Consider the following 22,703-nt stretch of genomic DNA (forward strand, 5'->3'; position numbering starts at 1 on the left):
AAGATGGCAAAAGGCAAGTTTGAACGGACCAAGCCGCACGTGAACGTCGGCACCATCGGTCACGTTGACCACGGCAAGACCACCCTGACCGCTGCAATCGCAACCGTTCTGTCGAAGAAGTTCGGCGGCGAAGCGAAGGCCTACGACCAGATCGACGCAGCGCCTGAAGAAAAGGCACGCGGCATCACCATCAACACCGCGCACGTCGAATACGAAACCGCAAACCGCCACTACGCGCACGTTGACTGCCCAGGCCACGCCGACTATGTGAAGAACATGATCACCGGCGCAGCCCAGATGGACGGCGCGATCCTGGTGTGCTCGGCCGCTGACGGCCCGATGCCCCAGACCCGCGAACACATCCTGCTGTCGCGTCAGGTTGGCGTGCCTTACATCATCGTCTTCCTGAACAAGGCTGACATGGTGGACGACGCTGAACTGCTGGAACTGGTGGAAATGGAAGTCCGCGAACTGCTGTCGAAGTACGAGTTCCCTGGCGACGACCTGCCCATCGTGAAGGGTTCGGCCAAGCTGGCGCTGGAAGGCGACACTGGTCCCCTGGGCGAGCAAGCCATCATGGCCCTGGCCGAAGCCCTGGACACCTACATCCCGACCCCGGAACGTGCCGTTGACGGTACCTTCCTGATGCCGGTGGAAGACGTGTTCTCGATCTCCGGCCGTGGCACCGTGGTGACCGGTCGCGTTGAGCGCGGCATCATCAAGGTCGGCGAAGAAATCGAAATCGTCGGTATCGCTGACACCCAGAAGACCACCTGCACCGGCGTGGAAATGTTCCGCAAGCTGCTGGACCAGGGTCAAGCTGGCGACAACGTTGGCGTGCTGCTGCGCGGCACCAAGCGTGAAGACGTGCAGCGTGGCCAGGTTCTGGCCAAGCCGGGTTCGATCAAGCCGCACAAGCACTTCACCGGCGAGATCTATGTTCTGTCGAAGGATGAAGGCGGCCGTCACACCCCGTTCTTCAACAACTACCGTCCGCAGTTCTACTTCCGTACCACCGACGTGACCGGTGCGATCGAACTGCCGAAGGACAAGGAAATGGTCATGCCGGGCGACAACGTGTCGATCACCGTGCAACTGATCAACCCGATCGCTATGGAAGAAGGTCTGCGCTTCGCTATCCGTGAAGGCGGCCGTACCGTCGGCGCCGGCGTGGTTGCCAAGATCTTCGACTAAGATCAAGCTGTAAAACACTTTGCCGCGGTGCGTAACGTATCGCGGCATTCGTGTCTCAATCGCGAGTTTTTGTAGGGGCGTAGCTCAATTGGCAGAGCGTCGGTCTCCAAAACCGAAGGTTGGGGGTTCGATGCCCTCCGCCCCTGCCACCGAATCTGGTGCAGGGTACTGAAAGTAAATATGTCTAGCCAGCCAGTTCAAACCGTCAACACCTCCAACGACAAGATCAAGATCGCATTGGCGATCGTGGCTGTGGTTGCAGGCGTGGTCGGTTTTTTTGTGTTGTCTGATCAGTCGACTCCGGTGCGCGCTGTCGCCCTGGTCGCCGGTCTGCTGGTGGCTGTGGCGTTTGCCTGGACGTCTGCACAAGGCCGCGGCTTCGTCGGTTTCGCCAAGGAATCCGTGCGCGAAACCAAGAAAGTCGTCTGGCCCACCCGCAAGGAAGCCATGCAGATCACGGCGGTGGTCTTCGCCTTCGTGCTGATCATGGCCATCTTCCTCTGGGGTACGGACAAGTTGCTCGAGTTCCTGTTGTACGACGTAATTTTGGGCTGGAAATAACATGAGCGATAGCACGCAAGACAGCGCACCGATTGGTGCGCAAAGCGTTTCAAGCGCAGGAAACAAGCGCTGGTACGTGGTGCATGCATATTCCGGCATGGAAAAGAGCGTGCAGCGCGCGCTGACCGAGCGCATCAACCGCGCCGGCATGCAAGAACAGTTCGGCCAGATCCTGGTGCCGACTGAAGAAGTCGTTGACATGAAGAATGGTCACAAGTCCGTGACCGAGCGTCGTTTCTTCCCGGGCTACGTCCTGGTCGAGATGGAAATGACGGACGAGACCTGGCACCTGGTGAAGAATACCGCCAAAGTGACCGGTTTCATCGGTGGCAAGTCGAATCGTCCGACTCCGCTGCCGCAGCGCGAAGTGGACTCGCTGCTCCGCCAGATGCAAGAAGGCGTCGAGAAGCCCCGTCCGAAGGTGCTCTACGAAGTTGGCGAAATGGTCCGTATCAAGGAAGGCCCGTTCACCGACTTCAACGGCAACGTCGAGGAAGTGAACTACGAGAAATCGCGCGTGCGCGTCTCGGTCACCATCTTCGGTCGCGCCACCCCGGTCGAACTCGAATTCGGCCAACTGGAAAAAGTCTGATCCCGCCCTCCGGAATCCCGCCTTTCCCTGTCAAGTTTTCAACGCCCGCTGGAGCGTACCGGACAAGTCATCGTCCGATCATCCAGTCATCCGAGGAGCCGCAGTAAGGAGCCGCAAGGCGAATGACACGGCGCTACAACTCAATCAATAAGGAGCCGTCATGGCAAAGAAGATTATTGGTTTTATCAAGCTGCAAGTGCCAGCTGGTAAAGCAAACCCGTCCCCCCCGATCGGCCCGGCCCTGGGTCAGCGCGGTCTGAACATCATGGAGTTCTGCAAGGCCTTCAACGCCCAGACTCAAGGTGTCGAACCCGGTCTGCCGATTCCGGTCGTGATCACCGCCTTCGCGGACAAGTCCTTCACCTTCGTGATGAAGACCCCGCCGGCGACCATCCTGATCAAGAAGGCTGCTGGTATCCAGAAGGGTTCCGCCAAGCCGCATACCGACAAGGTCGGCAAGATCACCCGCAAGCAAGCGGAAGAGATCGCAACCCAGAAGAAGCCGGACCTGACCGCTGCTGATCTGGAAGCTGCCGTGCGTACCATCGCTGGTTCCGCACGTTCGATGGGCATCACGGTGGAGGGTCTGTAATGGCTAAGGTATCCAAGCGCGTCAAGGCAATGAAGGAAAAGGTCGATCGTACCAAGGCCTATCCGTTCGACAACGCCGTTTCCCTGATCAAGGAATTTGCAACCGCCAAGTTCAACGAATCGATCGACGTCGCCGTCCAGCTGGGCGTGGACGCGAAGAAGTCGGACCAGGTGGTCCGTGGTTCGGTGGTGCTGCCTGCCGGTACCGGCAAGACCGTTCGCGTGGCCGTGTTCGCTTCCGGCGACAAGGCTGAAGCTGCCAAGGCAGCCGGCGCTGACGTGGTCGGCATGGAAGATCTGGCAGAGCGCGTGAAGGCCGGCGACATGCCGTTCGACATCGTCATCGCTTCGCCCGACACCATGCGTATCGTCGGTACCCTGGGTCAGATCCTGGGTCCCCGCGGCCTGATGCCTAACCCGAAGGTTGGCACCGTGACCCCGGACGTGGCAACTGCCGTCAAGAACGCCAAGGCTGGTCAAGTGCAATACCGTACCGACAAGTCCGGTATCATCCACGCCACCATCGGCCGCAAGTCGTTCTCCGACGCCGATCTGAAGGCCAACCTGCTGGCCCTGATCGATGCCCTGAACAAGGCCAAGCCGGCCAGCAGCAAGGGTGTGTACCTGCGCAAGATCGCTCTGTCGTCCACCATGGGCGCTGGCGTTCGCGTGGACCAGGCTTCCCTGGCTGCCTAAGCAAGCAATACAGTCCCCGTTTCCGAGAGGAGGCGGGGCATCTCTTTGGGCTGTCGCAGTTGAGCGCAATCAGCAATCGATTGCGGCAGGCCTTCAAAGACCGTTGGGCGGAAGCCGGCAGCAACAAGCCGGACGAAGTTAAAAATGCTGGCCGCAAGTCCAGTGAACCCAACGCAGATGGTGAACCCGAGCAAGTTTCGTAGTCTCAGGCAGCATATTCAGTTTTGCCCTATGCTGCAGTGAACTCCTAAACGTCGGACGCCGTGTTCGAACCGGTGCAAGGCAAGCAGGCAGTGGCCTGTGTAGTGGCCGAGTACTATTTTTGGAGGTTGATCTTGAGTCTCAATCTGAATGACAAGAAGGCCGTCGTCGCCGAAGTTTCCGCAAAGGTAGCAACTGCGCAAACGATCGTCGTGGCCGAATACCGTGGCATCCAGGTTGGTTCCTTGACGCAACTGCGCGCACAAGCGCGTGCCCAAGGCGTGTACCTGCGCGTGTTGAAAAACACGCTGGCTCGTCGCGCTGTTGAAGGCACGAAGTTTGCCGACCTCGCCCCGCAACTGACCGGTCCGCTGATCTACTCGATCTCGGAAGATGCCGTGGCCGCTGCCAAAGTCCTGTCGGACTTTGCCAAGACCAACGACAAGCTGGTTGTGAAGGCAGGTAACTACGAAGGCAAGCAGCTGGACAAGGCTGCTGTGGCTTCGCTGGCAAACATCCCGTCTCGCGAAGTTCTGCTGGCCCAGGTCCTGGGCATGATGCAGGCTCCGGTGTCGGGCTTTGCGCGCGCTCTGGCTGCCCTGGCAGCCAAGAAGGAAGCCGAAGCCGCATGAGGCACGGCCGCCTGAGGCGGCCCCGCTCTGCAGTTTCGAGGCTTTCGCGTCACTACCAATCTGATGTTATTACCGAAATAAATTTAGGAGTTTCAAATGGCAATTAGCAAAGAAGACATCCTGGAAGCCGTTGGCGCGCTGTCCGTGATGGAACTGAATGACCTGGTCAAGGCATTCGAAGAGAAGTTTGGTGTTTCCGCTGCCGCAATGGCCGCTCCCGCTGCTGGCGGTGGCGCTGGTGCCGCTGCTGCTGCTGAAGAGCAGACCGAGTTCACCGTTGTGCTGGCTGAAGTCGGCGCCAACAAGGTCGGCGTCATCAAGGCCGTGCGTGAAATCACCGGTCTGGGCCTGAAGGAAGCCAAGGATCTGGTTGACGGTGCACCGAAGCCGGTCAAGGAAGGCATCGCCAAGGCTGACGCTGAAGCTGCCAAGAAGAAGCTGGAAGAAGCTGGCGCCAAGGCCGAACTGAAGTAATTCTCTTGCCTACCAAGGCGAGTCATTACTCCGGAGTCAAAGTGCAGAATCCCTTGAAAAAGGGATTCGGCTTTGGCTCCTTTGTCGTTTCTTATTTTTGCTGGTGATGTTGATGCGCCGCAGTATTCGTTGTCGGGAATATTAAGCGCGATCTCAGCAAAAAACTAGGGTAGACATTTGAAGATTTGAGTGCCGATGGCCCGGACTGCTTTGCCGGCAAGTCGCGCGGTCTGATCGAATCTTGAATTCTCTATCCTTCCTGTCACTCACGGAGTGTCCATGCACTACTCATTTACTGAGAAGAAGCGCATTCGCAAATCCTTCGCGAAACGCGCAAACGTCCACAACGTTCCGTTCCTGCTCGCGACTCAGATCGAGTCGTATCAGAATTTCCTGCAACCCGAACGTGCCGCATCGGAACGCAAGAATGAAGGCCTGCAATCGGCTTTCACCTCGATTTTCCCCATCGTGTCGCACAATGGCTTTGCGCGCCTCGAATTCCTGTCGTATGTGCTGGGCGCTCCGCCGTTTGACGTCAAAGAGTGCCAACAACGTGGCCTGACCTTCGCGTCCCCGCTGCGTGCCAAGGTGCGCCTGGTGATCCTGGACAAGGAATCGCCGACCAAGCCGGTCGTCAAGGAAATGAAGGAACAGGAAGTCTACATGGGCGAACTGCCCCTGATGACCACCACCGGTTCCTTCGTCATCAACGGCACCGAGCGCGTGATCGTGTCCCAGCTGCACCGCTCCCCGGGCGTGTTCTTCGAACACGACCGCGGCAAGACACACTCGTCGGGCAAGCTGCTGTTCTCGGCCCGCATCATTCCTTACCGTGGCTCCTGGCTGGACTTCGAATTCGACCCGAAGGACATCCTGTTCTTCCGCGTCGACCGCCGCCGCAAGATGCCGGTGACGATCCTGCTCAAGGCCATCGGGATGACCTCCGAGCAGATCCTGGCGAACTTCTTCGTCTTCGACAACTTCAACCTGCACGCCGAAGGCGCGGACATGGAGTTCGTCTCCGAGCGCCTGCGCGGTGAAGTCGCACGTTTCGACATCACCGACAAGTCGGGCAAGGTGATGGTCGCCAAGGACAAGCGCATCAACGCCAAGCACGTGCGTGACATCGAAGCCGCCGGCATCAAGCACATCTCCGTGCCTGAGGACTACCTGCTGGGCCGCGTGCTGGCCAAGAACATCGTCGATCCGGACACCGGTGAAGTCGTGGCCAGCGCCAACGACGAGCTGACCGAAGAACTGCTGGCCAAGCTGCGCGAAGCCAACATCTCGGCCATCCAGACCCTGTACACCAACGACCTGGACCAGGGCGGCTACATCTCGCAGACCCTGCGCACCGACGACACCGCTGACCAGACCGCTGCACGCGTGGCGATCTACCGCATGATGCGTCCTGGCGAACCGCCGACCGAAGAGTCCGTGGAAGCCCTGTTCAACGGCCTGTTCTACAGCGAAGACCGTTACGACCTCTCGGCCGTGGGCCGCATGAAGTTCAACCGTCGCGTCAGCCGCGACGAGCTGACCGGTCCGATGACCCTGTCCAATGACGACATCCTGGCCGTCATCAAGATCCTGGTCGAACTGCGTAACGGCCGTGGCGAAGTCGATGACATCGACCACCTGGGCAACCGTCGCGTGCGTTGCGTGGGCGAACTGGCCGAAAACCAGTTCCGCGCCGGCCTGGTGCGCGTGGAGCGCGCTGTCAAGGAACGCCTGGGCCAAGCCGAGGCGGACAACCTGATGCCGCACGACCTGATCAACTCCAAGCCGATCTCGGCTGCCATCCGTGAGTTCTTCGGTTCGTCCCAGCTGTCGCAGTTCATGGACCAGACCAACCCGCTGTCGGAAATCACGCACAAGCGCCGCGTTTCCGCCCTGGGCCCTGGCGGTCTGACCCGCGAACGCGCCGGCTTCGAAGTGCGCGACGTGCACCCGACCCACTACGGCCGCGTCTGCCCGATCGAAACGCCTGAAGGCCCGAACATCGGCCTGATCAACTCGCTGGCGCTGTATGCCCGCCTGAACGAATACGGTTTCCTGGAAACCCCGTACCGCAAGGTCGAGGGCAGCAAGGTCACCAACCAGATCGACTACCTGTCGGCCATCGAAGAAGGTCGTTACGTGATCGCCCAGGCGAACGCGACCATCGACGGCGAAGGCAAGCTGTCCGACGAACTGGTGTCGGCCCGTGAAGCTGGCGAAACCATCCTGGTCTCGCCGGAACGCGTGCAGTACATGGACGTGGCCCCGGGCCAGGTGGTGTCGGTGGCAGCCTCGCTGATTCCGTTCCTGGAACACGATGACGCGAACCGTGCACTGATGGGCGCCAACATGCAGCGCCAGGCCGTGCCTTGCCTGCGTCCGGAAAAGCCGCTGGTCGGCACCGGCATCGAGCGTACCGTGGCAGTCGACTCCGGTACCACCGTGCAAGCCCTGCGTGGCGGCGTGGTGGACTATGTCGATGCAGGCCGTGTGGTGATCCGCGTCAACGACGAAGAAGCGCAAGCTGGCGAAGTCGGTGTGGACATCTACAACCTGATCAAGTACACCCGTTCCAACCAGAACACCAACATCAACCAGCGCCCGATCGTCAAGATCGGTGACCGCGTGGCCAAGCATGACGTGATCGCCGACGGTGCCTCCACCGACATGGGCGAGCTGGCCCTGGGCCAGAACATGCTGGTGGCGTTCATGCCCTGGAACGGCTACAACTTCGAAGACTCGATCCTGATCTCCGAAAAGGTCGTGGCCGATGACCGCTACACCTCGATCCACATCGAGGAACTGTCGGTGGTCGCACGTGACACCAAGCTGGGTGCAGAAGAAATCACCCGCGACATCTCCAACCTGGCCGAGAACCAACTGGCCCGTCTGGATGAGTCGGGTATCGTCTACATCGGCGCCGAAGTCGAAGCCGGCGACACCCTGGTCGGCAAGGTCACCCCGAAGGGCGAGACCCAGCTGACCCCGGAAGAGAAGCTGCTGCGCGCGATCTTCGGCGAGAAGGCTTCCGATGTGAAGGATACCTCGCTGCGCGTGCCCTCGGGCATGGTCGGCACCGTCATCGACGTGCAAGTGTTCACCCGCGAAGGCATCCAGCGTGACAAACGCGCCCAGCAGATCATCGATGATGAACTCAAGCGCTATCGCCTGGACCTGAACGACCAGCTGCGTATCGTGGAAGGCGATGCCTTCCAGCGTCTGGAGCGTCTGCTGATCGGCAAGGTCGCCAACGGCGGTCCGAAGAAGCTGGTCAAGGGCACCAAGCTGGACAAGGCTTACCTTGACGACCTGGACAAGTTCCACTGGTTCGATATCCGCCCGGCCGATGACGACATCGCCAACGCGCTGGAAGCCATCAAGGAATCCATCGCCGAGAAGCGTCACCAGTTCGACCTGGCCTTCGAAGAGAAGCGCAAGAAGCTGACCCAGGGCGACGAACTGCCGCCGGGTGTGCAGAAGATGGTCAAGGTCTACCTGGCCGTGAAGCGCCGCCTGCAGCCTGGCGACAAGATGGCCGGCCGTCACGGTAACAAGGGTGTGGTCTCGCGTATCCTGCCGATCGAAGACATGCCGCACATGGCCGACGGTACCCCCGCCGACATCGTGCTGAACCCGCTGGGTGTTCCGTCCCGTATGAACGTCGGCCAGGTGCTGGAAGTTCACCTGGGCTGGGCGGCCAAGGGTCTGGGCCTGCGTCTGGGCGAGATGGTGCAGGCGCAAGCCAAGGTCGCGGAACTGCGCAAGTTCCTGACCACCATCTACAACGAATCGGGCAAGAAGGAAGAACTGGATACCTTCAGCGATGAGGAAATCATCGAGCTGGTGACCAACCTGAAGAAGGGCGTGCCCTTCGCGACCCCGGTGTTCGACGGTGCGCATGAGGAAGAAACCCGCCGCATGCTCGATCTGGCCTATCCGGACCCGATCGCCAAGCAGCTGGGCATGACCCCGTCCAAGAACCAGGTCACCATGTATGACGGCCGTACCGGCGAAGCTTTCGAGCGCACCGTGACCGTTGGCTACATGCACTACCTGAAGCTGCACCACCTGGTCGACGACAAGATGCACGCCCGTTCCACCGGCCCGTACTCGCTGGTGACCCAGCAGCCGCTGGGCGGCAAGGCGCAGTTCGGCGGCCAGCGTTTCGGCGAAATGGAAGTGTGGGCACTGGAAGCTTACGGTGCCTCCTACGTCCTGCAGGAAATGCTGACGGTGAAGTCCGACGACGTGAACGGCCGTACCAAGGTGTACGAGAACCTGGTCAAGGGCGATCACGTGATCGATGCCGGCATGCCGGAATCCTTCAACGTGTTGGTGAAGGAAATCCGCTCGCTGGGTATCGACATCGACCTGGAACGCGAATGATGTAAAGGGGTGCGTGGCGCAGGCTGCGCACCCCGCCGGTTTTTCCGGCAAAACAAGAATTCAAGAACTCAGTAGTGACGCATCGCTCCACGGGCGATGTGAACGAATCGAGAGATTCAACAGATTCAAGAGATTCAAGCGAAGTACGGCAGTAAGCTGGGGAGGTCTGTCCCGGTATCGAGCGGCACCACGAAGCAGAGGCTTCGCTGGCTCTCCCGCCGATGCGAACAGGGTTAAGCAGGGTGAACCGGCCACACGTAAATTTAGTTTCTCACGCCAACCTGGAGTGATACATGAAAGCACTGCTCGATCTATTCAAGCAAGTCCAGCAAAACGAACAATTCGACGCGATCAAGATCGGTCTGGCTTCGCCTGACAAGATCCGCTCGTGGTCCTTCGGCGAAGTCAAGAAGCCGGAAACCATCAACTACCGTACCTTCAAGCCTGAGCGCGACGGCCTGTTCTGCGCCAAGATCTTCGGCCCCATCAAGGACTACGAGTGCCTGTGCGGCAAGTACAAGCGCCTGAAGCACCGTGGCGTGATCTGCGAGAAGTGCGGCGTGGAAGTGACCCTGGCCAAGGTGCGCCGTGAGCGCATGGGCCACATCGAGCTGGCGTCCCCGACTGCCCACATCTGGTTCCTGAAGTCGCTGCCGTCCCGTCTGGGCATGGTGCTGGACATGACCCTGCGCGACATCGAGCGCGTGCTGTACTTCGAAGCCTACGTCGTGACCGATCCTGGCATGACCCCGCTGAAGAAGTGCCAGATCATGTCCGAAGACGACTACGCCGCCAAGTACGAAGAGTACGGCGACGACTTCATCGCCTTCATGGGCGCCGAAGGTATCCGCGAACTGCTGCGCTCGATCGACATCGACCGCGAAGCGGAAACCCTGCGCCAGGAACTGAAGGACTCCAAGTCCGAAGCCAAGATCAAGAAGTACGCCAAGCGCCTGAAGGTGCTGGAGGCGTTCCAGCGCTCGGGCATCAAGCCCGACTGGATGATCATGGAAGTGCTGCCCGTGCTGCCGCCGGAACTGCGTCCGCTGGTGCCGCTGGATGGCGGCCGCTTCGCGACCTCCGACCTGAACGATCTGTACCGCCGCGTCATCAACCGTAACAACCGTCTGAAGCGCCTGATGGAGCTGCGTGCTCCAGAAATCATCACGCGCAACGAAAAGCGCATGCTGCAGGAAGCGGTGGACTCGCTGCTGGACAACGGCCGTCGCGGCAAGGCCATGACCGGCGCCAACAAGCGCCCGCTGAAGTCGCTGGCCGAAATGATCAAGGGCAAGGGCGGCCGTTTCCGTCAGAACTTGCTGGGCAAGCGCGTGGACTACTCCGGCCGTTCGGTCATCGTGGTGGGCCCGCAGCTGAAGCTGCACCAGTGCGGCCTGCCCAAGCTGATGGCCTTGGAACTGTTCAAGCCCTTCATCTTCAACAAGCTGGAACTGATGGGTCTGTCGACCACCATCAAGGCCGCCAAGAAGCTGGTGGAAGCGCAAGAGCCGGTGGTCTGGGACATCCTGGAAGAAGTCATCCGCGAACACCCGGTCATGCTGAACCGTGCGCCGACCCTGCACCGTCTGGGCATCCAGGCGTTCGAGCCGGTCCTGATCGAAGGCAAGGCGATCCAGCTGCACCCGCTGGTTTGCGCGGCGTTCAACGCCGACTTCGACGGCGACCAGATGGCTGTCCACGTTCCGCTGTCGATCGAAGCGCAGATGGAAGCCCGCACCCTGATGCTGGCCTCCAACAACATCCTGTTCCCGTCCAACGGCGAACCGTCGATCGTGCCGTCCCAGGATATCGTGCTGGGTCTGTACTATGCCACCCGTGAAGCCATCAACGGCAAGAACGAAGGCATGATGTTCCAGGACGTGTCGGAAGTCATCCGCGCTTACGACAACAAGGAAGTCGAGCTGGCCACCCGTATCACGGTGCGTATCGTGGAACACCCGAAGGATCCGGTCACCGGCGAATTCGTGCGTACCGTCAAGCGTTACGAGACCACCATCGGCCGTGCCATCCTCTCCGAGATCCTGCCCAAGGGCCTGCCGTTCTCGGTGCTGAACCGCGCGCTGAAGAAGAAGGAAATCTCCAAGCTGATCAACACGTCCTTCCGCAAGTGCGGTCTGCGTGCCACCGTCGTGTTTGCCGACCAGCTGATGCAGTCGGGCTTCCGCCTGGCGACCCGCGCCGGTATCTCCATCTGCGTGGACGACATGCTGGTGCCGCCGCAAAAGGCCACCCTGATCGCGGCTGCCGAATCGGAAGTCAAGCAGATCGAACAGCAATACTCCTCCGGTCTGGTGACCGCAGGCGAACGCTACAACAAGGTTGTGGACATCTGGGGCAAGGCCGGTGACGAAGTCGGCAAGGCCATGATGGACCAGCTGAAGGTGGAAGACGTCATCACCCGCGAAGGCAAGAAGACCACTCAGGAATCGTTCAACGCGATTTACATGATGGCCGACTCCGGCGCCCGTGGTTCGGCTGCCCAGATTCGCCAGCTGGCCGGTATGCGCGGCCTGATGGCCAAGCCTGACGGCTCCATCATCGAGACGCCGATTACCGCGAACTTCCGCGAAGGCCTGAACGTGTTGCAGTACTTCATCTCGACGCACGGCGCCCGTAAGGGTCTGGCCGACACCGCGCTGAAGACCGCAAACTCCGGTTACCTGACCCGTCGTCTGGTGGACGTGACCCAGGATCTGGTCGTGATCGAAGACGATTGCGGCACTTCCAACGGTTCGGCCATGAAGGCGCTGGTCGAAGGCGGTGAAGTCATCGAAGCCCTGCGCGACCGTATCCTCGGCCGTGTGGCTGCGACCGACATCGTCAACCCGGAAGATCAATCCACCCTGTTCGAAGCCGGCACCCTGCTGGACGAAGACAAGGTCGAAGAGATCGAACGCATGGGTATCGACGAAGTGAAGGTGCGTACTCCGCTGACCTGCGACACCCGCTATGGCCTGTGCGCGAAGTGCTATGGCCGCGACCTGGGCCGTGGCCTGCTGGTGAACTCCGGCGAAGCCGTCGGTGTGGTGGCTGCGCAGTCCATCGGTGAGCCGGGTACCCAGCTGACCATGCGTACCTTCCACATCGGTGGTGCGGCATCGCGTGCAGCGGTGGCATCCTCGGTGGAAGCCAAGTCCAACGGCACCGTGCGCTTCACCGCCACGATGCGTTACGTGACCAATGGCAAGGGCGAACAGATCGTCATTTCCCGTTCCGGCGAAGTGCTGATCACCGACGACCTGGGCCGTGAGCGCGAGCGTCACAAAGTGCCGTACGGCGCCACCCTGATCGTCAAGGATGGCCTGACCATCAAGGCCGGTACCGCACTGGCGACCTGGGATCCGCTGACCCGTCCGATCATCACCGAGTACTCCGGTACCGTGAAGTTCGAAAACGTGGAAGAGGGCTCCACCGTGGCCAAGCAGATCGACGAAGTCACCGGTCTGTCGACCCTGGTGGTCATCGATGCGAAGCGCCGTGGTCCTTCCTCGAAGGTCATGCGTCCGCAGGTGAAACTGCTGAACGAACAAGGCGAAGAAGTGAAGATCGCCGGCACCGAACATTCGGTGACCATCGGCTTCCAGGTCGGCGCGCTGATCACCGTCAAGGACGGCCAGCAAGTGCATGTGGGTGAAGTGCTGGCCCGTATCCCGACCGAATCGCAGAAGACCCGTGACATTACCGGTGGTCTGCCGCGCGTGGCCGAGCTGTTCGAAGCCCGTTCGCCGAAGGATGCCGGCATGCTGGCCGAAGTCACTGGTACCGTTGCCTTCGGCAAGGAAACCAAGGGCAAGCAGCGTCTGGAAATCACCGACATGGAAGGTACCAAGCACGAGTTCCTGATCACCAAGGACAAGCAAGTGCTGGTGCACGACGGCCAGGTGGTGAACAAGGGCGAAATGATCGTCGACGGTCCGGCCGATCCGCAGGACATCCTGCGTCTGCTGGGTATCGAAGCGCTGGCTCGCTACATCGTGGACGAAGTGCAGGACGTGTACCGTCTGCAGGGCGTGAAGATCAACGACAAGCACATCGAAGTGATCGTGCGCCAGATGCTGCGCCGCGTGCAAGTGGTGGAGCCGGGCGACACCAACTACATCACCGGTGAGCAGGTCGAGCGCTCCGAGCTGCTGGACGAGAACGACCGCGTGACCGCCGAAGGCAAGATCCCGGCGACCTACGAAAACGTGCTGCTGGGTATTACCAAGGCATCGCTGTCGACCGACTCCTTCATCTCGGCCGCATCGTTCCAGGAAACCACCCGCGTGCTGACCGAAGCGGCCATCATGGGCAAGAAGGACGGCCTGCGCGGCCTGAAGGAAAACGTCATCGTCGGCCGCCTGATCCCGGCCGGTACTGGCCTGGCCTTCCACCGCGCCCGCAAGGAAAAGGATGCATGGGAAGCCGAAGAGCGCGCAGCACTGCTCGAAGCCGAACGTGCCTCCCGTTCCGACTTCGCCGACGAGGAAGTCTCCTCGACCGAATCCATTGGTGGCGGCGAAGGCGAAGCGTAAGCATCACGCGCAAGGCATCACGGGGCGGCCAGCAGGACCGGCCGCCCCGGCAAGACAACCAGCTGCAAGAGAGAACGGCACCGGAAGCAATTCCGGTGCCGTTTTTTCGTTCATGGGGGTTATTTGCCGGGGCATCACGGCCTTCATATCCCTGTTTGTCCCTACTGGCGGTAGGCCTTGCTGCTTGCGGCATTGCCAAGGATGAGTGAATCTTTTATCATCTCCAAATAATAATGATTCTCATCTGATTCCCGTCGCGTGGAATCAATCTTCATATCGATGACGACCTGTTTCCACAGGCCGTTTTTATCCAAGAGGTAGCCAGCCAGCGCTAGTAACCGAACCAGACCAAGGGGTGGTTACCAGTGTTTCCAAGCAAATCGAAGTGTGCAGCGGCCGTGTTCCTGGCGCTGCAGCAGTGGCTGTGTGCGAGTGCCTTTGCGCAATCGGCCGATGCCAATACCCAAAACGATCCCGCTCGCGCGTCGGCGAGTGAATCCATCACCTTGGCGCAAGCCAGCGGCAAGAAGCTGCAGGACGTGGTGGTCACGGCCAATCGTTCCGGCAGCAGTGACCTCGATCACGCGGCCGCCACTGTCTCCGTCATCACCTCCGAGGAGATCGAGGAGCACAACGCCAAGGACATCAAGGATGCCTTGCGCTACGAGCCGGGGGTGGAGGTGCGGCGCTCGGTGTATCGCATGTCCGGCATCACGGGGGCGACGGCCACTACCGGGCGTGGCGGCAATGAGGGCATCACCATTCGTGGCCTCGATGGCAATCGCGTGCTGATGCTGGAGGATGGCATCGTCATGCCGCGCGCTTTCAGCCAGGGCGTGGCCAGCGTGGGGCGGGGTGCGACTACGGACACCGAACTGTATCGCCGCATCGAAGTGCTGCGCGGGCCTGCGTCTTCGCTCTACGGCAGCGATGGGCTCACCGGCGCGGTCAACTTCATCACCAAGGACCCGTCCGACTTGCTGGACGTTTATGGCAAGTCCAGCTATTTCTCCTTCAAGCCTTCCTACGACTCGGTCGACAAGAGCTTTGGCGCGACGGCCAGCGCGGCCTGGGGCAGCGAGCAATGGCAGGGCATGCTGATCCTCAATGCGCGCCACGGCAACGAGAGCGACAACAAGGGGACCAACGACGTGCGCGGCAGCGCCCGCACCACGCCCGACCCGATGAGCACTACCAATCGCTCGGCCCTGGGCAAACTGGTCTTCAAGCCCAATGGCATCGACACCTTCAAGCTCACCCTGCAGGCCACCGAAGAGCGCGAGAGCGGGGACAGCCTTTCTGCGATCGGCAATGGTGTGACCGCCTACAGCACCAGCAGCAAGTCCACCGGCCAGCGTGCCACGCTGGCCTATGAACGCAACGATGCGGATCAGCCGTGGATACAAAAATTCAAGGCCAGCCTCACCTGGCGCAATGCCGACACCGACCAGCTCACCAATGAAGCCGGCACCAGCACGGCGACGATCGTGCGGCCGCGTTTCCGTGCGGTTTCCTACAGCGACCAGATGATCAGCGGCAGCCTGCTGGCCGAGAGCAACTTCGGCTCCGATAGCTGGCGGCACAAGCTGGTCTATGGGCTGGACCTGAGCTTGTCCACCTTGCAGACCAGCGCCGACGGCACCGGCTGGACCAGTTGCACCGGCACGCAGTATTGCCAGTACTTCCCCAAGACCGAGAGCACCCAGCTCGGGGCCTATGTGCAGGATGAGATGCGCACCGGCGCGCTGACCACCATCGCCGGCCTGCGCCTGGACAGCTATGAACTCAAGCCCAAGGCCAGCGCGAAATATGACGCCCAGGCCATCGCCAGCGGGCAGCCTGCAGTGAGCAGCCGCGACAGCGCCTTCTCGCCGCGCCTGGCGTTCCTCTATGAAGTCACGCCGGCTTTCATCCCCTACATCCAATATGCGCGCGGCTTCCGTTCGCCCTCGCCGCAGGAGATCAATTCCTTCTTCAACAATACCGTCTATCGCCAGATCTCCAATCCTGACCTCAAGCCCGAGACCAGCAACACGGTCGAAGTCGGCCTGCGCGGCAAGCTGGCGGCCGGGCCCGGAGCGTTGCGCTACAGTGCGGCGGCATACAAGGGCAATTACCGCAACTTCATCGACCTCGTGACGGTGGGCGGCAACCTCACGGCGGCCAACCCGACCATCTTCCAGTACCGCAATGCGGCCAAGGCCGAGATCCACGGGCTGGAAGGGCGGATCGATTACGCGCTCGACAATGGCTTCACCGTCAAGGGCGGGTTCGCCTGGACCAAGGGAACTACGACCGCCAATGGCGTCGAGCAGGGACTGGAATCCGTGGCCCCGCTGTCGGTGGTGGCGGGCCTGCGCTATGAGCGTGCCCAGCAGTGGTTCGTGCAGAGCGACCTGGTCTACAACGCGGCCAAGAAGAAGGAAGACATTCCGACCGCCACCAACTTCGTCTCGCCCTCCTTCTTCGTGATGGATCTCTCGGGGGGCTATCACCTCACCCGCAACATGACCGTCACCGCCGGCATTCGCAACCTGTTCGACCGCAAGTACTGGAGCTGGACCGACATCCGCGGCCTGTCGCTGGCCGACAGCGCGGTCAACAAGGATGCCTATACCGAGCCGGGGCGCAGCTTCAATGTCAGCCTGAAGATCGCCTACTGATTCACCGGACCCGTCACCTCTCATTCATCCTGAAGGAATTCCATGAGCAAGCACATCATCGCCCGCCCCGCATTGCGCCGTACCTCCCTGGCCGTGTTGCTGGCCACGACCTTGGCCGCTGCCGGCTGCGCAACTCAGCCCTCCTTGTCCGAACGCTGGGCAGAGCTGCAGCGTTCGCAGCCAAAACTTCATACCAGAGATGCCGCACGTGAACTCGGTGTCAAAGAATCGGCCTTGCTGGCCACCCAGATCGGCCGCAATGCCGTGCGCCTCAAGGGGGACCCGGCCGATATCGAGGCCCTGTTCGAACGTCTGCCGGAGCTGGGCCGCATCAAGGCCATCACGCGCAATGAAGACGCCGTGCTGGAGCGCAGCGGCGAAGTCACGCCCGTCAAACGGGATGAGCAGGGCAGGGTGATCCCCGGGACCGGCTTCGCGGGCGGCCCCATTGATCTGCGTTTTGCCACGGCCAAATGGGGCAGCGCCTTTGCGGTGGTGCAAGCGGGCCGGGATGGCAAGACCAGCCGCAGCCTGCAGTTCTTCGACCGCCAGGGCGATGCCGTGCACAAGGTCTATCTGGACAATGAGCAGCACGTGGCCCAATTCGATCGTCTGGTGGCGGACTTCAGGCTGCCCGATCAACAGGCGGCCTTGAACATCGAGCCCGGCCCGGTGACGGCGACTGCACAGCAGGCTGCGCCACCCAGTGCCGAGGCGATCCGCGAACTGCGCCAGTCCTGGCATGAGTTGACCGACGTGCACCAATTCCCGCGCCTGCTGCGCGAGCTCAAGCTGACCCGCGAACAGGCACTGCAGCTCATTGGTCCCGACTCCGCCTGGCGTATTGCGCCGCAGGCGGCCCAGGCGCTGCTGGAAGATGCCAGGCAACGCCAGCAGCCCATCATGGTGTTCGTCAGCAATGGCGGCATGACGCAGATCTATAGCGGCCTGATCGGCAAGACTGCCGTGGCGGGGGACTGGTACAACGTGCTCGATCCGGATTTCAACCTCCATCTGCGCGCCAAGGCGGTGGATCACGGTTGGGTGGTGCGTCGTCCGACCGATCACGGCATGATCACCTCGGTGGAGTTCTATGACGCCCAGGGCAAGCAGATCGTCAACTTCTTCTCGCGCCGCGACCGCGGCCAGCCCGAGACGATGCAGTGGCGCAACATGGTCGAGGCGCTGCCGCGCGGCTGAACTTGCCACGAGGGCAATGCAGGCGTTGCGTGCAACTCTTGCATCAAGGAAAACATTGCCATTTCGCCACCCGTAAACCGTGGCGAAATGGCCATAAACCGCGTCAAATCGGCACTGGAGCCCGCTTCGGGTTGACCCGCTGGACATTCCGGCGTACACTCGCGAGTTCTCGAATTTAGGCTCTCCCGGGCTTATGCGTTCTTTGGTCTGAAACATCGCTTCTGCGACGCTACCCTCCCTTCCGGTCTTAAATCCGATTTGCGCATTGTCTTGCGCACAAGAGTTTCCTGTGTGGTTCCGGGCAACCGATTCCGGAACCTGTTTTCAATGTTGTACTTTGTTGGATTAAAACGATGCCAACCATCAATCAACTGATTAGCAAACCACGTGTCCGCGCGATCGTGAAGAGCAAGTCGCCGGCGCTGGAAAACAGCCCGCAAAAGCGCGGTGTCTGCACCCGCGTGTACACCACCACCCCGAAGAAGCCGAACTCGGCGCTGCGTAAGGTGGCCAAGGTGCGTCTGACCAACGGTTTCGAAGTCATTTCGTACATCGGCGGTGAAGGCCACAACCTGCAAGAACACAGCGTCGTGCTGATCCGCGGCGGCCGTGTGAAGGACTTGCCGGGTGTGCGTTACCACATGGTTCGCGGTGCACTGGATACCCAGGGCGTCAAGGATCGTAAGCAAGCTCGCTCGAAGTACGGTGCCAAGCGCGCCAAGGCAGCGAAGAAGTAATAATTGGTGTTTATCATGACGCTTTCGCGCGTCGTGTGAACAGACTCAGAGTCGGTCCAGGTTGGGCCGAGTAAGTGGAAGCCATGATGGCTCTCCGCGAGTGCAGGCGAAGTTGAAGCAGGGTTCGCCCACTCAACTGAAGATTGAAAGGAATCGAAATGCCACGTCGTCGTGAAGTCCCCAAGCGGGAAATTCTGCCGGATCCGAAGTTCGGCAACGTTGAAGTCGCCAAGTTTGTGAACGTGCTGATGCTGTCGGGCAAGAAGTCCGTCGCTGAAAACATCATCTACGGTGCCTTCGACTACATCCAGACCAAGTCGGGCAAGGACCCGCTGGAAGTGTTCTCTGCAGCCCTGAACAACTGCAAGCCGATGGTGGAAGTGAAGTCCCGCCGCGTCGGTGGCGCCAACTACCAGGTGCCCGTTGAAGTGCGTCCGGTGCGCCGTATGGCCCTGTCGATGCGCTGGCTGCGTGAAGCCGCCAACAAGCGCAGCGAAAAGTCGATGCCGCAGCGCCTGGGTGGTGAACTGATGGAAGCCGCCGAAGGCCGTGGTGGCGCCATGAAGCGTCGTGATGAAGTGCACCGTATGGCAGAAGCGAACAAGGCGTTCTCGCACTTCCGCTTCTAATCAAGACTGGGCCGGGACGTACCCTATCCGGGTGTTTCCAGGCCTGCATCTAAATTGGTTCGAGCCGAGCGTTTATTTGAAAAAAATGACGCTCGGTTTCGTGCATTAAAGACTTAGGAATAAATCATGGCTCGCAAGACCCCCATTGAGCGCTACCGCAACATCGGTATCTCCGCGCACATCGATGCTGGCAAGACCACCACGACCGAGCGCGTGCTGTTCTACACCGGTGTGAACCACAAGATCGGTGAAGTGCACGACGGCGCCGCCACCATGGACTGGATGGAACAGGAACAAGAGCGCGGCATCACCATCACGTCCGCAGCGACCACCTGTTACTGGAAGGGCATGGCGAACAACTTCCCGGCCCACCACATCAACATCATCGATACCCCGGGTCACGTTGACTTCACCATCGAAGTGGAACGTTCGATGCGCGTGCTCGACGGCGCCTGCATGGTCTACTGTGCAGTGGGCGGCGTGCAGCCGCAGTCGGAAACCGTGTGGCGTCAGGCCAACAAGTACAAGGTCCCGCGTCTGGCCTTCGTCAACAAGATGGACCGTACCGGTGCCAACTTCTTCAAGGTCTACGAGCAGATGCGTGCTCGCCTGAAGGCCAACCCGATCCCGATGCAAGTGCCTATCGGCGCCGAAGAAAACTTCGAAGGCGTGATCGACCTGGTCAAGATGCGCGCAATTTACTGGGACGACGCTTCCCAGGGCATGAAGTTCGACTACCGCGACATCCCCGAGCACCTGAAGGCTGACGCGCAGAAGTGGCGTGAAAACCTGGTCGAAACCGCTGCTGAAGCATCGGAAGACCTGATGAACAAGTACCTGGAAGAAGGCGACCTGACCGAAGCCGAAATCAAGGGCGCGATCCGTCAACGCACCATCTCCGGCGAAATCGTCCCGATGATGTGCGGCACCGCCTTCAAGAACAAGGGCGTGCAAGCGATGCTGGACGGCGTCGTTGAATACCTGCCGTCGCCGGTGGACATTCCCCCGGTTCCGGGCCTGAACGAAGACGACGAGCCGGTCGTGCGCGAAGCCAAGGACGACGAGAAGTTCTCCGCCCTGGCCTTCAAGATCGCTACCGACCCGTTCGTTGGCCAGCTGTGCTTCATCCGCTGCTACTCCGGTACCCTGAACTCGGGCGACACCGTGCTGAACTCGGTGAAGTCGAAGAAGGAGCGTATCGGCCGTATCGTTCAGATGCACGCCAACCAGCGTGAAGAAATCAAGGAAATGATGGCCGGTGACATCGCCGCCGTCGTGGGCCTGAAGGACACCACCACCGGTGACACCCTGTGCGACGACAAGGCAATGGTCGTGCTGGAGCGCATGGTCTTCCCCGAGCCGGTGATCTCGCAGGCTGTGGAACCCAAGACCAAGGCCGACCAGGAAAAGATGGGCCTGGCCCTGAACCGCCTGGCTGCTGAAGATCCGTCGTTCCGCGTGCGAACCGACGAAGAATCGGGCCAGACCATCATCGCCGGTATGGGCGAGCTGCACCTGGACATCATCGTTGACCGCATGAAGCGTGAATTCAACGTGGAAGCCACCGTTGGCAAGCCGCAAGTGGCTTACCGCGAAACCATCCGCAAGACCTGCGAAGAATCCGAAGGCAAGTTCGTCAAGCAGTCGGGTGGCCGTGGTCAGTACGGTCACGTCGTCCTGAAGATCGAGCCGCAAGAAGCCGGCAAGGGCTTCGAGTTCGTCGACGCGATCAAGGGCGGTACCGTTCCTCGCGAATTCATCCCGGCCGTTGAAAAGGGCGTGCGTGAAACCCTGAACACCGGCGTGCTGGCGGGTTACCCTGTCGTTGACGTCAAGGTCACCCTGTTCTTCGGTTCGTACCACGATGTGGACTCGAACGAAAACGCCTTCCGCATGGCCGGCTCGATGGCCTTCAAGGAAGGTTGCCGCCGCGCCAGCCCCGTCATCCTGGAACCGATGATGGCTGTCGAAGTGGAAACCCCGGAAGATTACGCCGGTACCGTGATGGGCGACCTGTCCTCCCGCCGTGGCATGGTCCAGGGCATGGATGAAATCGCCGGCGGTGGTGGCAAGATCATCAAGGCTGAAGTGCCCCTGTCGGAAATGTTTGGTTACTCGACCACGCTGCGTTCGGCTACCCAAGGCCGTGCAACCTACTCGATGGAATTCAAGCACTACTCCGAAGCGCCCAAGAACGTGATCGACGCAATCGTCACTTCCAAGGCCAAGTAAGTCGCAGGAATGGCGATCCCTTCCGAGTGGAGGGGATCGCTGGCTGGATCACCAGCCTTACATTGAATATTGAACATCGAACATATCGTTCTTTTGAAGGAAATTTAAAATGGCAAAAGGCAAGTTTGAACGGACCAAGCCGCACGTGAACGTCGGCACCATCGGTCACGTTGACCACGGCAAGACCACCCTGACCGCTGCAATCGCAACCGTTCTGTCGAAGAAGTTCGGCGGCGAAGCGAAGGCCTACGACCAGATCGACGCAGCGCCTGAAGAAAAGGCACGCGGCATCACCATCAACACCGCGCACGTCGAATACGAAACCGCAAACCGCCACTACGCGCACGTTGACTGCCCAGGCCACGCCGACTATGTGAAGAACATGATCACCGGCGCAGCCCAGATGGACGGCGCGATCCTGGTGTGCTCGGCCGCTGACGGCCCGATGCCCCAGACCCGCGAACACATCCTGCTGTCGCGTCAGGTTGGCGTGCCTTACATCATCGTCTTCCTGAACAAGGCTGACATGGTGGACGACGCTGAACTGCTGGAACTGGTGGAAATGGAAGTCCGCGAACTGCTGTCGAAGTACGAGTTCCCTGGCGACGACCTGCCCATCGTGAAGGGTTCGGCCAAGCTGGCGCTGGAAGGCGACACTGGTCCCCTGGGCGAGCAAGCCATCATGGCCCTGGCCGAAGCCCTGGACACCTACATCCCGACCCCGGAACGTGCCGTTGACGGTACCTTCCTGATGCCGGTGGAAGACGTGTTCTCGATCTCCGGCCGTGGCACCGTGGTGACCGGTCGCGTTGAGCGCGGCATCATCAAGGTCGGCGAAGAAATCGAAATCGTCGGTATCGCTGACACCCAGAAGACCACCTGCACCGGCGTGGAAATGTTCCGCAAGCTGCTGGACCAGGGTCAAGCTGGCGACAACGTTGGCGTGCTGCTGCGCGGCACCAAGCGTGAAGACGTGCAGCGTGGCCAGGTTCTGGCCAAGCCGGGTTCGATCAAGCCGCACAAGCACTTCACCGGCGAGATCTATGTTCTGTCGAAGGATGAAGGCGGCCGTCACACCCCGTTCTTCAACAACTACCGTCCGCAGTTCTACTTCCGTACCACCGACGTGACCGGTGCGATCGAACTGCCGAAGGACAAGGAAATGGTCATGCCGGGCGACAACGTGTCGATCACCGTGCAACTGATCAACCCGATCGCTATGGAAGAAGGTCTGCGCTTCGCTATCCGTGAAGGCGGCCGTACCGTCGGCGCCGGCGTGGTTGCCAAGATCTTCGACTGATCGTCGGATCAGCAGTAGCAGTACCCAGTAACACTAGTCGCATTTTTAACATCGCCGGGGATGATTCCCATCCCCGGTTC

Annotated in this window: 15 protein-coding genes and 1 tRNA gene; all 16 read left to right on the forward strand. The window is 60.5% G+C overall.

What is annotated here, in order from left to right:
• Positions 1–3: 3 nt before the first annotated feature.
• The gene (tuf, locus tag MKD49_RS23735; RefSeq protein WP_008334097.1) at positions 4–1,194 is read left to right on the forward strand and encodes an elongation factor Tu; all 1,191 of its coding nucleotides are present in this window, start codon (positions 4–6) and stop codon (positions 1,192–1,194) included.
• A 73-nt stretch (positions 1,195–1,267) separates the two neighbouring features.
• Positions 1,268–1,343: transfer RNA gene (locus MKD49_RS23740), tRNA-Trp, on the forward strand.
• Between the two features lie 31 nt (positions 1,344–1,374).
• On the forward strand, positions 1,375–1,755 hold the full coding sequence (gene secE, locus MKD49_RS23745) for a preprotein translocase subunit SecE (RefSeq protein WP_013232176.1): 381 nt from the start codon (positions 1,375–1,377) through the stop codon (positions 1,753–1,755).
• Between the two features lies 1 nt (position 1,756).
• Positions 1,757–2,347: a transcription termination/antitermination protein NusG gene (nusG, locus tag MKD49_RS23750; protein ID WP_034333546.1), complete on the forward strand. Its 591-nt coding sequence runs from the start codon at positions 1,757–1,759 to the stop codon at positions 2,345–2,347.
• A gap of 160 nt (positions 2,348–2,507) precedes the next feature.
• Positions 2,508–2,939: a 50S ribosomal protein L11 gene (gene rplK / locus MKD49_RS23755; RefSeq protein ID WP_007875265.1), complete on the forward strand. Its 432-nt coding sequence runs from the start codon at positions 2,508–2,510 to the stop codon at positions 2,937–2,939.
• Positions 2,939–3,634: a 50S ribosomal protein L1 gene (gene rplA / locus MKD49_RS23760; RefSeq protein WP_008334113.1), complete on the forward strand. Its 696-nt coding sequence runs from the start codon at positions 2,939–2,941 to the stop codon at positions 3,632–3,634. Before rplK ends, rplA begins: the two co-directional genes overlap by 1 nt.
• Before the next feature lie 335 nt (positions 3,635–3,969).
• Positions 3,970–4,467: a 50S ribosomal protein L10 gene (gene rplJ, locus MKD49_RS23765; RefSeq protein WP_006465496.1), complete on the forward strand. Its 498-nt coding sequence runs from the start codon at positions 3,970–3,972 to the stop codon at positions 4,465–4,467.
• A gap of 96 nt (positions 4,468–4,563) precedes the next feature.
• Positions 4,564–4,941, forward strand: coding sequence for a 50S ribosomal protein L7/L12 (rplL, locus tag MKD49_RS23770; protein ID WP_034333536.1), 378 nt, complete (start codon positions 4,564–4,566; stop codon positions 4,939–4,941).
• Between the two features lie 279 nt (positions 4,942–5,220).
• A complete protein-coding gene (rpoB, locus tag MKD49_RS23775; protein WP_121037795.1) occupies positions 5,221–9,327 on the forward strand; it encodes a DNA-directed RNA polymerase subunit beta in 4,107 nt (1,368 codons plus the stop codon).
• A 293-nt stretch (positions 9,328–9,620) separates the two neighbouring features.
• Entirely contained in the window at positions 9,621–13,862 is a 4,242-nt protein-coding gene (gene rpoC / locus MKD49_RS23780; protein WP_121037792.1) for a DNA-directed RNA polymerase subunit beta', read from the forward strand.
• A 365-nt stretch (positions 13,863–14,227) separates the two neighbouring features.
• On the forward strand, positions 14,228–16,525 hold the full coding sequence (locus MKD49_RS23785; protein ID WP_252697537.1) for a TonB-dependent hemoglobin/transferrin/lactoferrin family receptor: 2,298 nt from the start codon (positions 14,228–14,230) through the stop codon (positions 16,523–16,525).
• Between the two features lie 42 nt (positions 16,526–16,567).
• Positions 16,568–17,725, forward strand: a complete 1,158-nt coding sequence (locus MKD49_RS23790) for a hemin-degrading factor (protein WP_252697538.1) — start codon at positions 16,568–16,570, stop codon at positions 17,723–17,725.
• Positions 17,726–18,078: 353 nt separating this feature from the next.
• On the forward strand, positions 18,079–18,462 hold the full coding sequence (gene rpsL / locus MKD49_RS23795; protein WP_006465490.1) for a 30S ribosomal protein S12: 384 nt from the start codon (positions 18,079–18,081) through the stop codon (positions 18,460–18,462).
• Positions 18,463–18,620: 158 nt separating this feature from the next.
• The gene (gene rpsG / locus MKD49_RS23800) at positions 18,621–19,091 is read left to right on the forward strand and encodes a 30S ribosomal protein S7 (RefSeq protein ID WP_006465489.1); all 471 of its coding nucleotides are present in this window, start codon (positions 18,621–18,623) and stop codon (positions 19,089–19,091) included.
• A 126-nt stretch (positions 19,092–19,217) separates the two neighbouring features.
• A complete protein-coding gene (fusA, locus tag MKD49_RS23805) occupies positions 19,218–21,323 on the forward strand; it encodes an elongation factor G (RefSeq protein ID WP_013232184.1) in 2,106 nt (701 codons plus the stop codon).
• A 109-nt stretch (positions 21,324–21,432) separates the two neighbouring features.
• A complete protein-coding gene (gene tuf, locus MKD49_RS23810) occupies positions 21,433–22,623 on the forward strand; it encodes an elongation factor Tu (RefSeq protein WP_008334097.1) in 1,191 nt (396 codons plus the stop codon).
• Positions 22,624–22,703 lie beyond the last annotated feature (80 nt).

This window comes from Herbaspirillum sp. WGmk3 (genome assembly GCF_023952535.1).
Classification (GTDB): Bacteria; Pseudomonadota; Gammaproteobacteria; order Burkholderiales; family Burkholderiaceae_D; genus Herbaspirillum; species Herbaspirillum huttiense.

Coding starts and splice junctions, on each gene's coding strand:
- tuf (WP_008334097.1), top strand. CDS start 21,433: ATGGCAAAAGGCAAGTTTGAACGGACCAAGCCGCACGTGAACGTCGGC.
- rplA (WP_008334113.1), top strand. CDS start 2,939: ATGGCTAAGGTATCCAAGCGCGTCAAGGCAATGAAGGAAAAGGTCGAT.
- rpsG (WP_006465489.1), top strand. CDS start 18,621: ATGCCACGTCGTCGTGAAGTCCCCAAGCGGGAAATTCTGCCGGATCCG.
- rplL (WP_034333536.1), top strand. CDS start 4,564: ATGGCAATTAGCAAAGAAGACATCCTGGAAGCCGTTGGCGCGCTGTCC.
- rplK (WP_007875265.1), top strand. CDS start 2,508: ATGGCAAAGAAGATTATTGGTTTTATCAAGCTGCAAGTGCCAGCTGGT.
- tuf (WP_008334097.1), top strand. CDS start 4: ATGGCAAAAGGCAAGTTTGAACGGACCAAGCCGCACGTGAACGTCGGC.
- nusG (WP_034333546.1), top strand. CDS start 1,757: ATGAGCGATAGCACGCAAGACAGCGCACCGATTGGTGCGCAAAGCGTT.
- MKD49_RS23790 (WP_252697538.1), top strand. CDS start 16,568: ATGAGCAAGCACATCATCGCCCGCCCCGCATTGCGCCGTACCTCCCTG.
- secE (WP_013232176.1), top strand. CDS start 1,375: ATGTCTAGCCAGCCAGTTCAAACCGTCAACACCTCCAACGACAAGATC.
- rpoB (WP_121037795.1), top strand. CDS start 5,221: ATGCACTACTCATTTACTGAGAAGAAGCGCATTCGCAAATCCTTCGCG.
- rpsL (WP_006465490.1), top strand. CDS start 18,079: ATGCCAACCATCAATCAACTGATTAGCAAACCACGTGTCCGCGCGATC.
- fusA (WP_013232184.1), top strand. CDS start 19,218: ATGGCTCGCAAGACCCCCATTGAGCGCTACCGCAACATCGGTATCTCC.
- rpoC (WP_121037792.1), top strand. CDS start 9,621: ATGAAAGCACTGCTCGATCTATTCAAGCAAGTCCAGCAAAACGAACAA.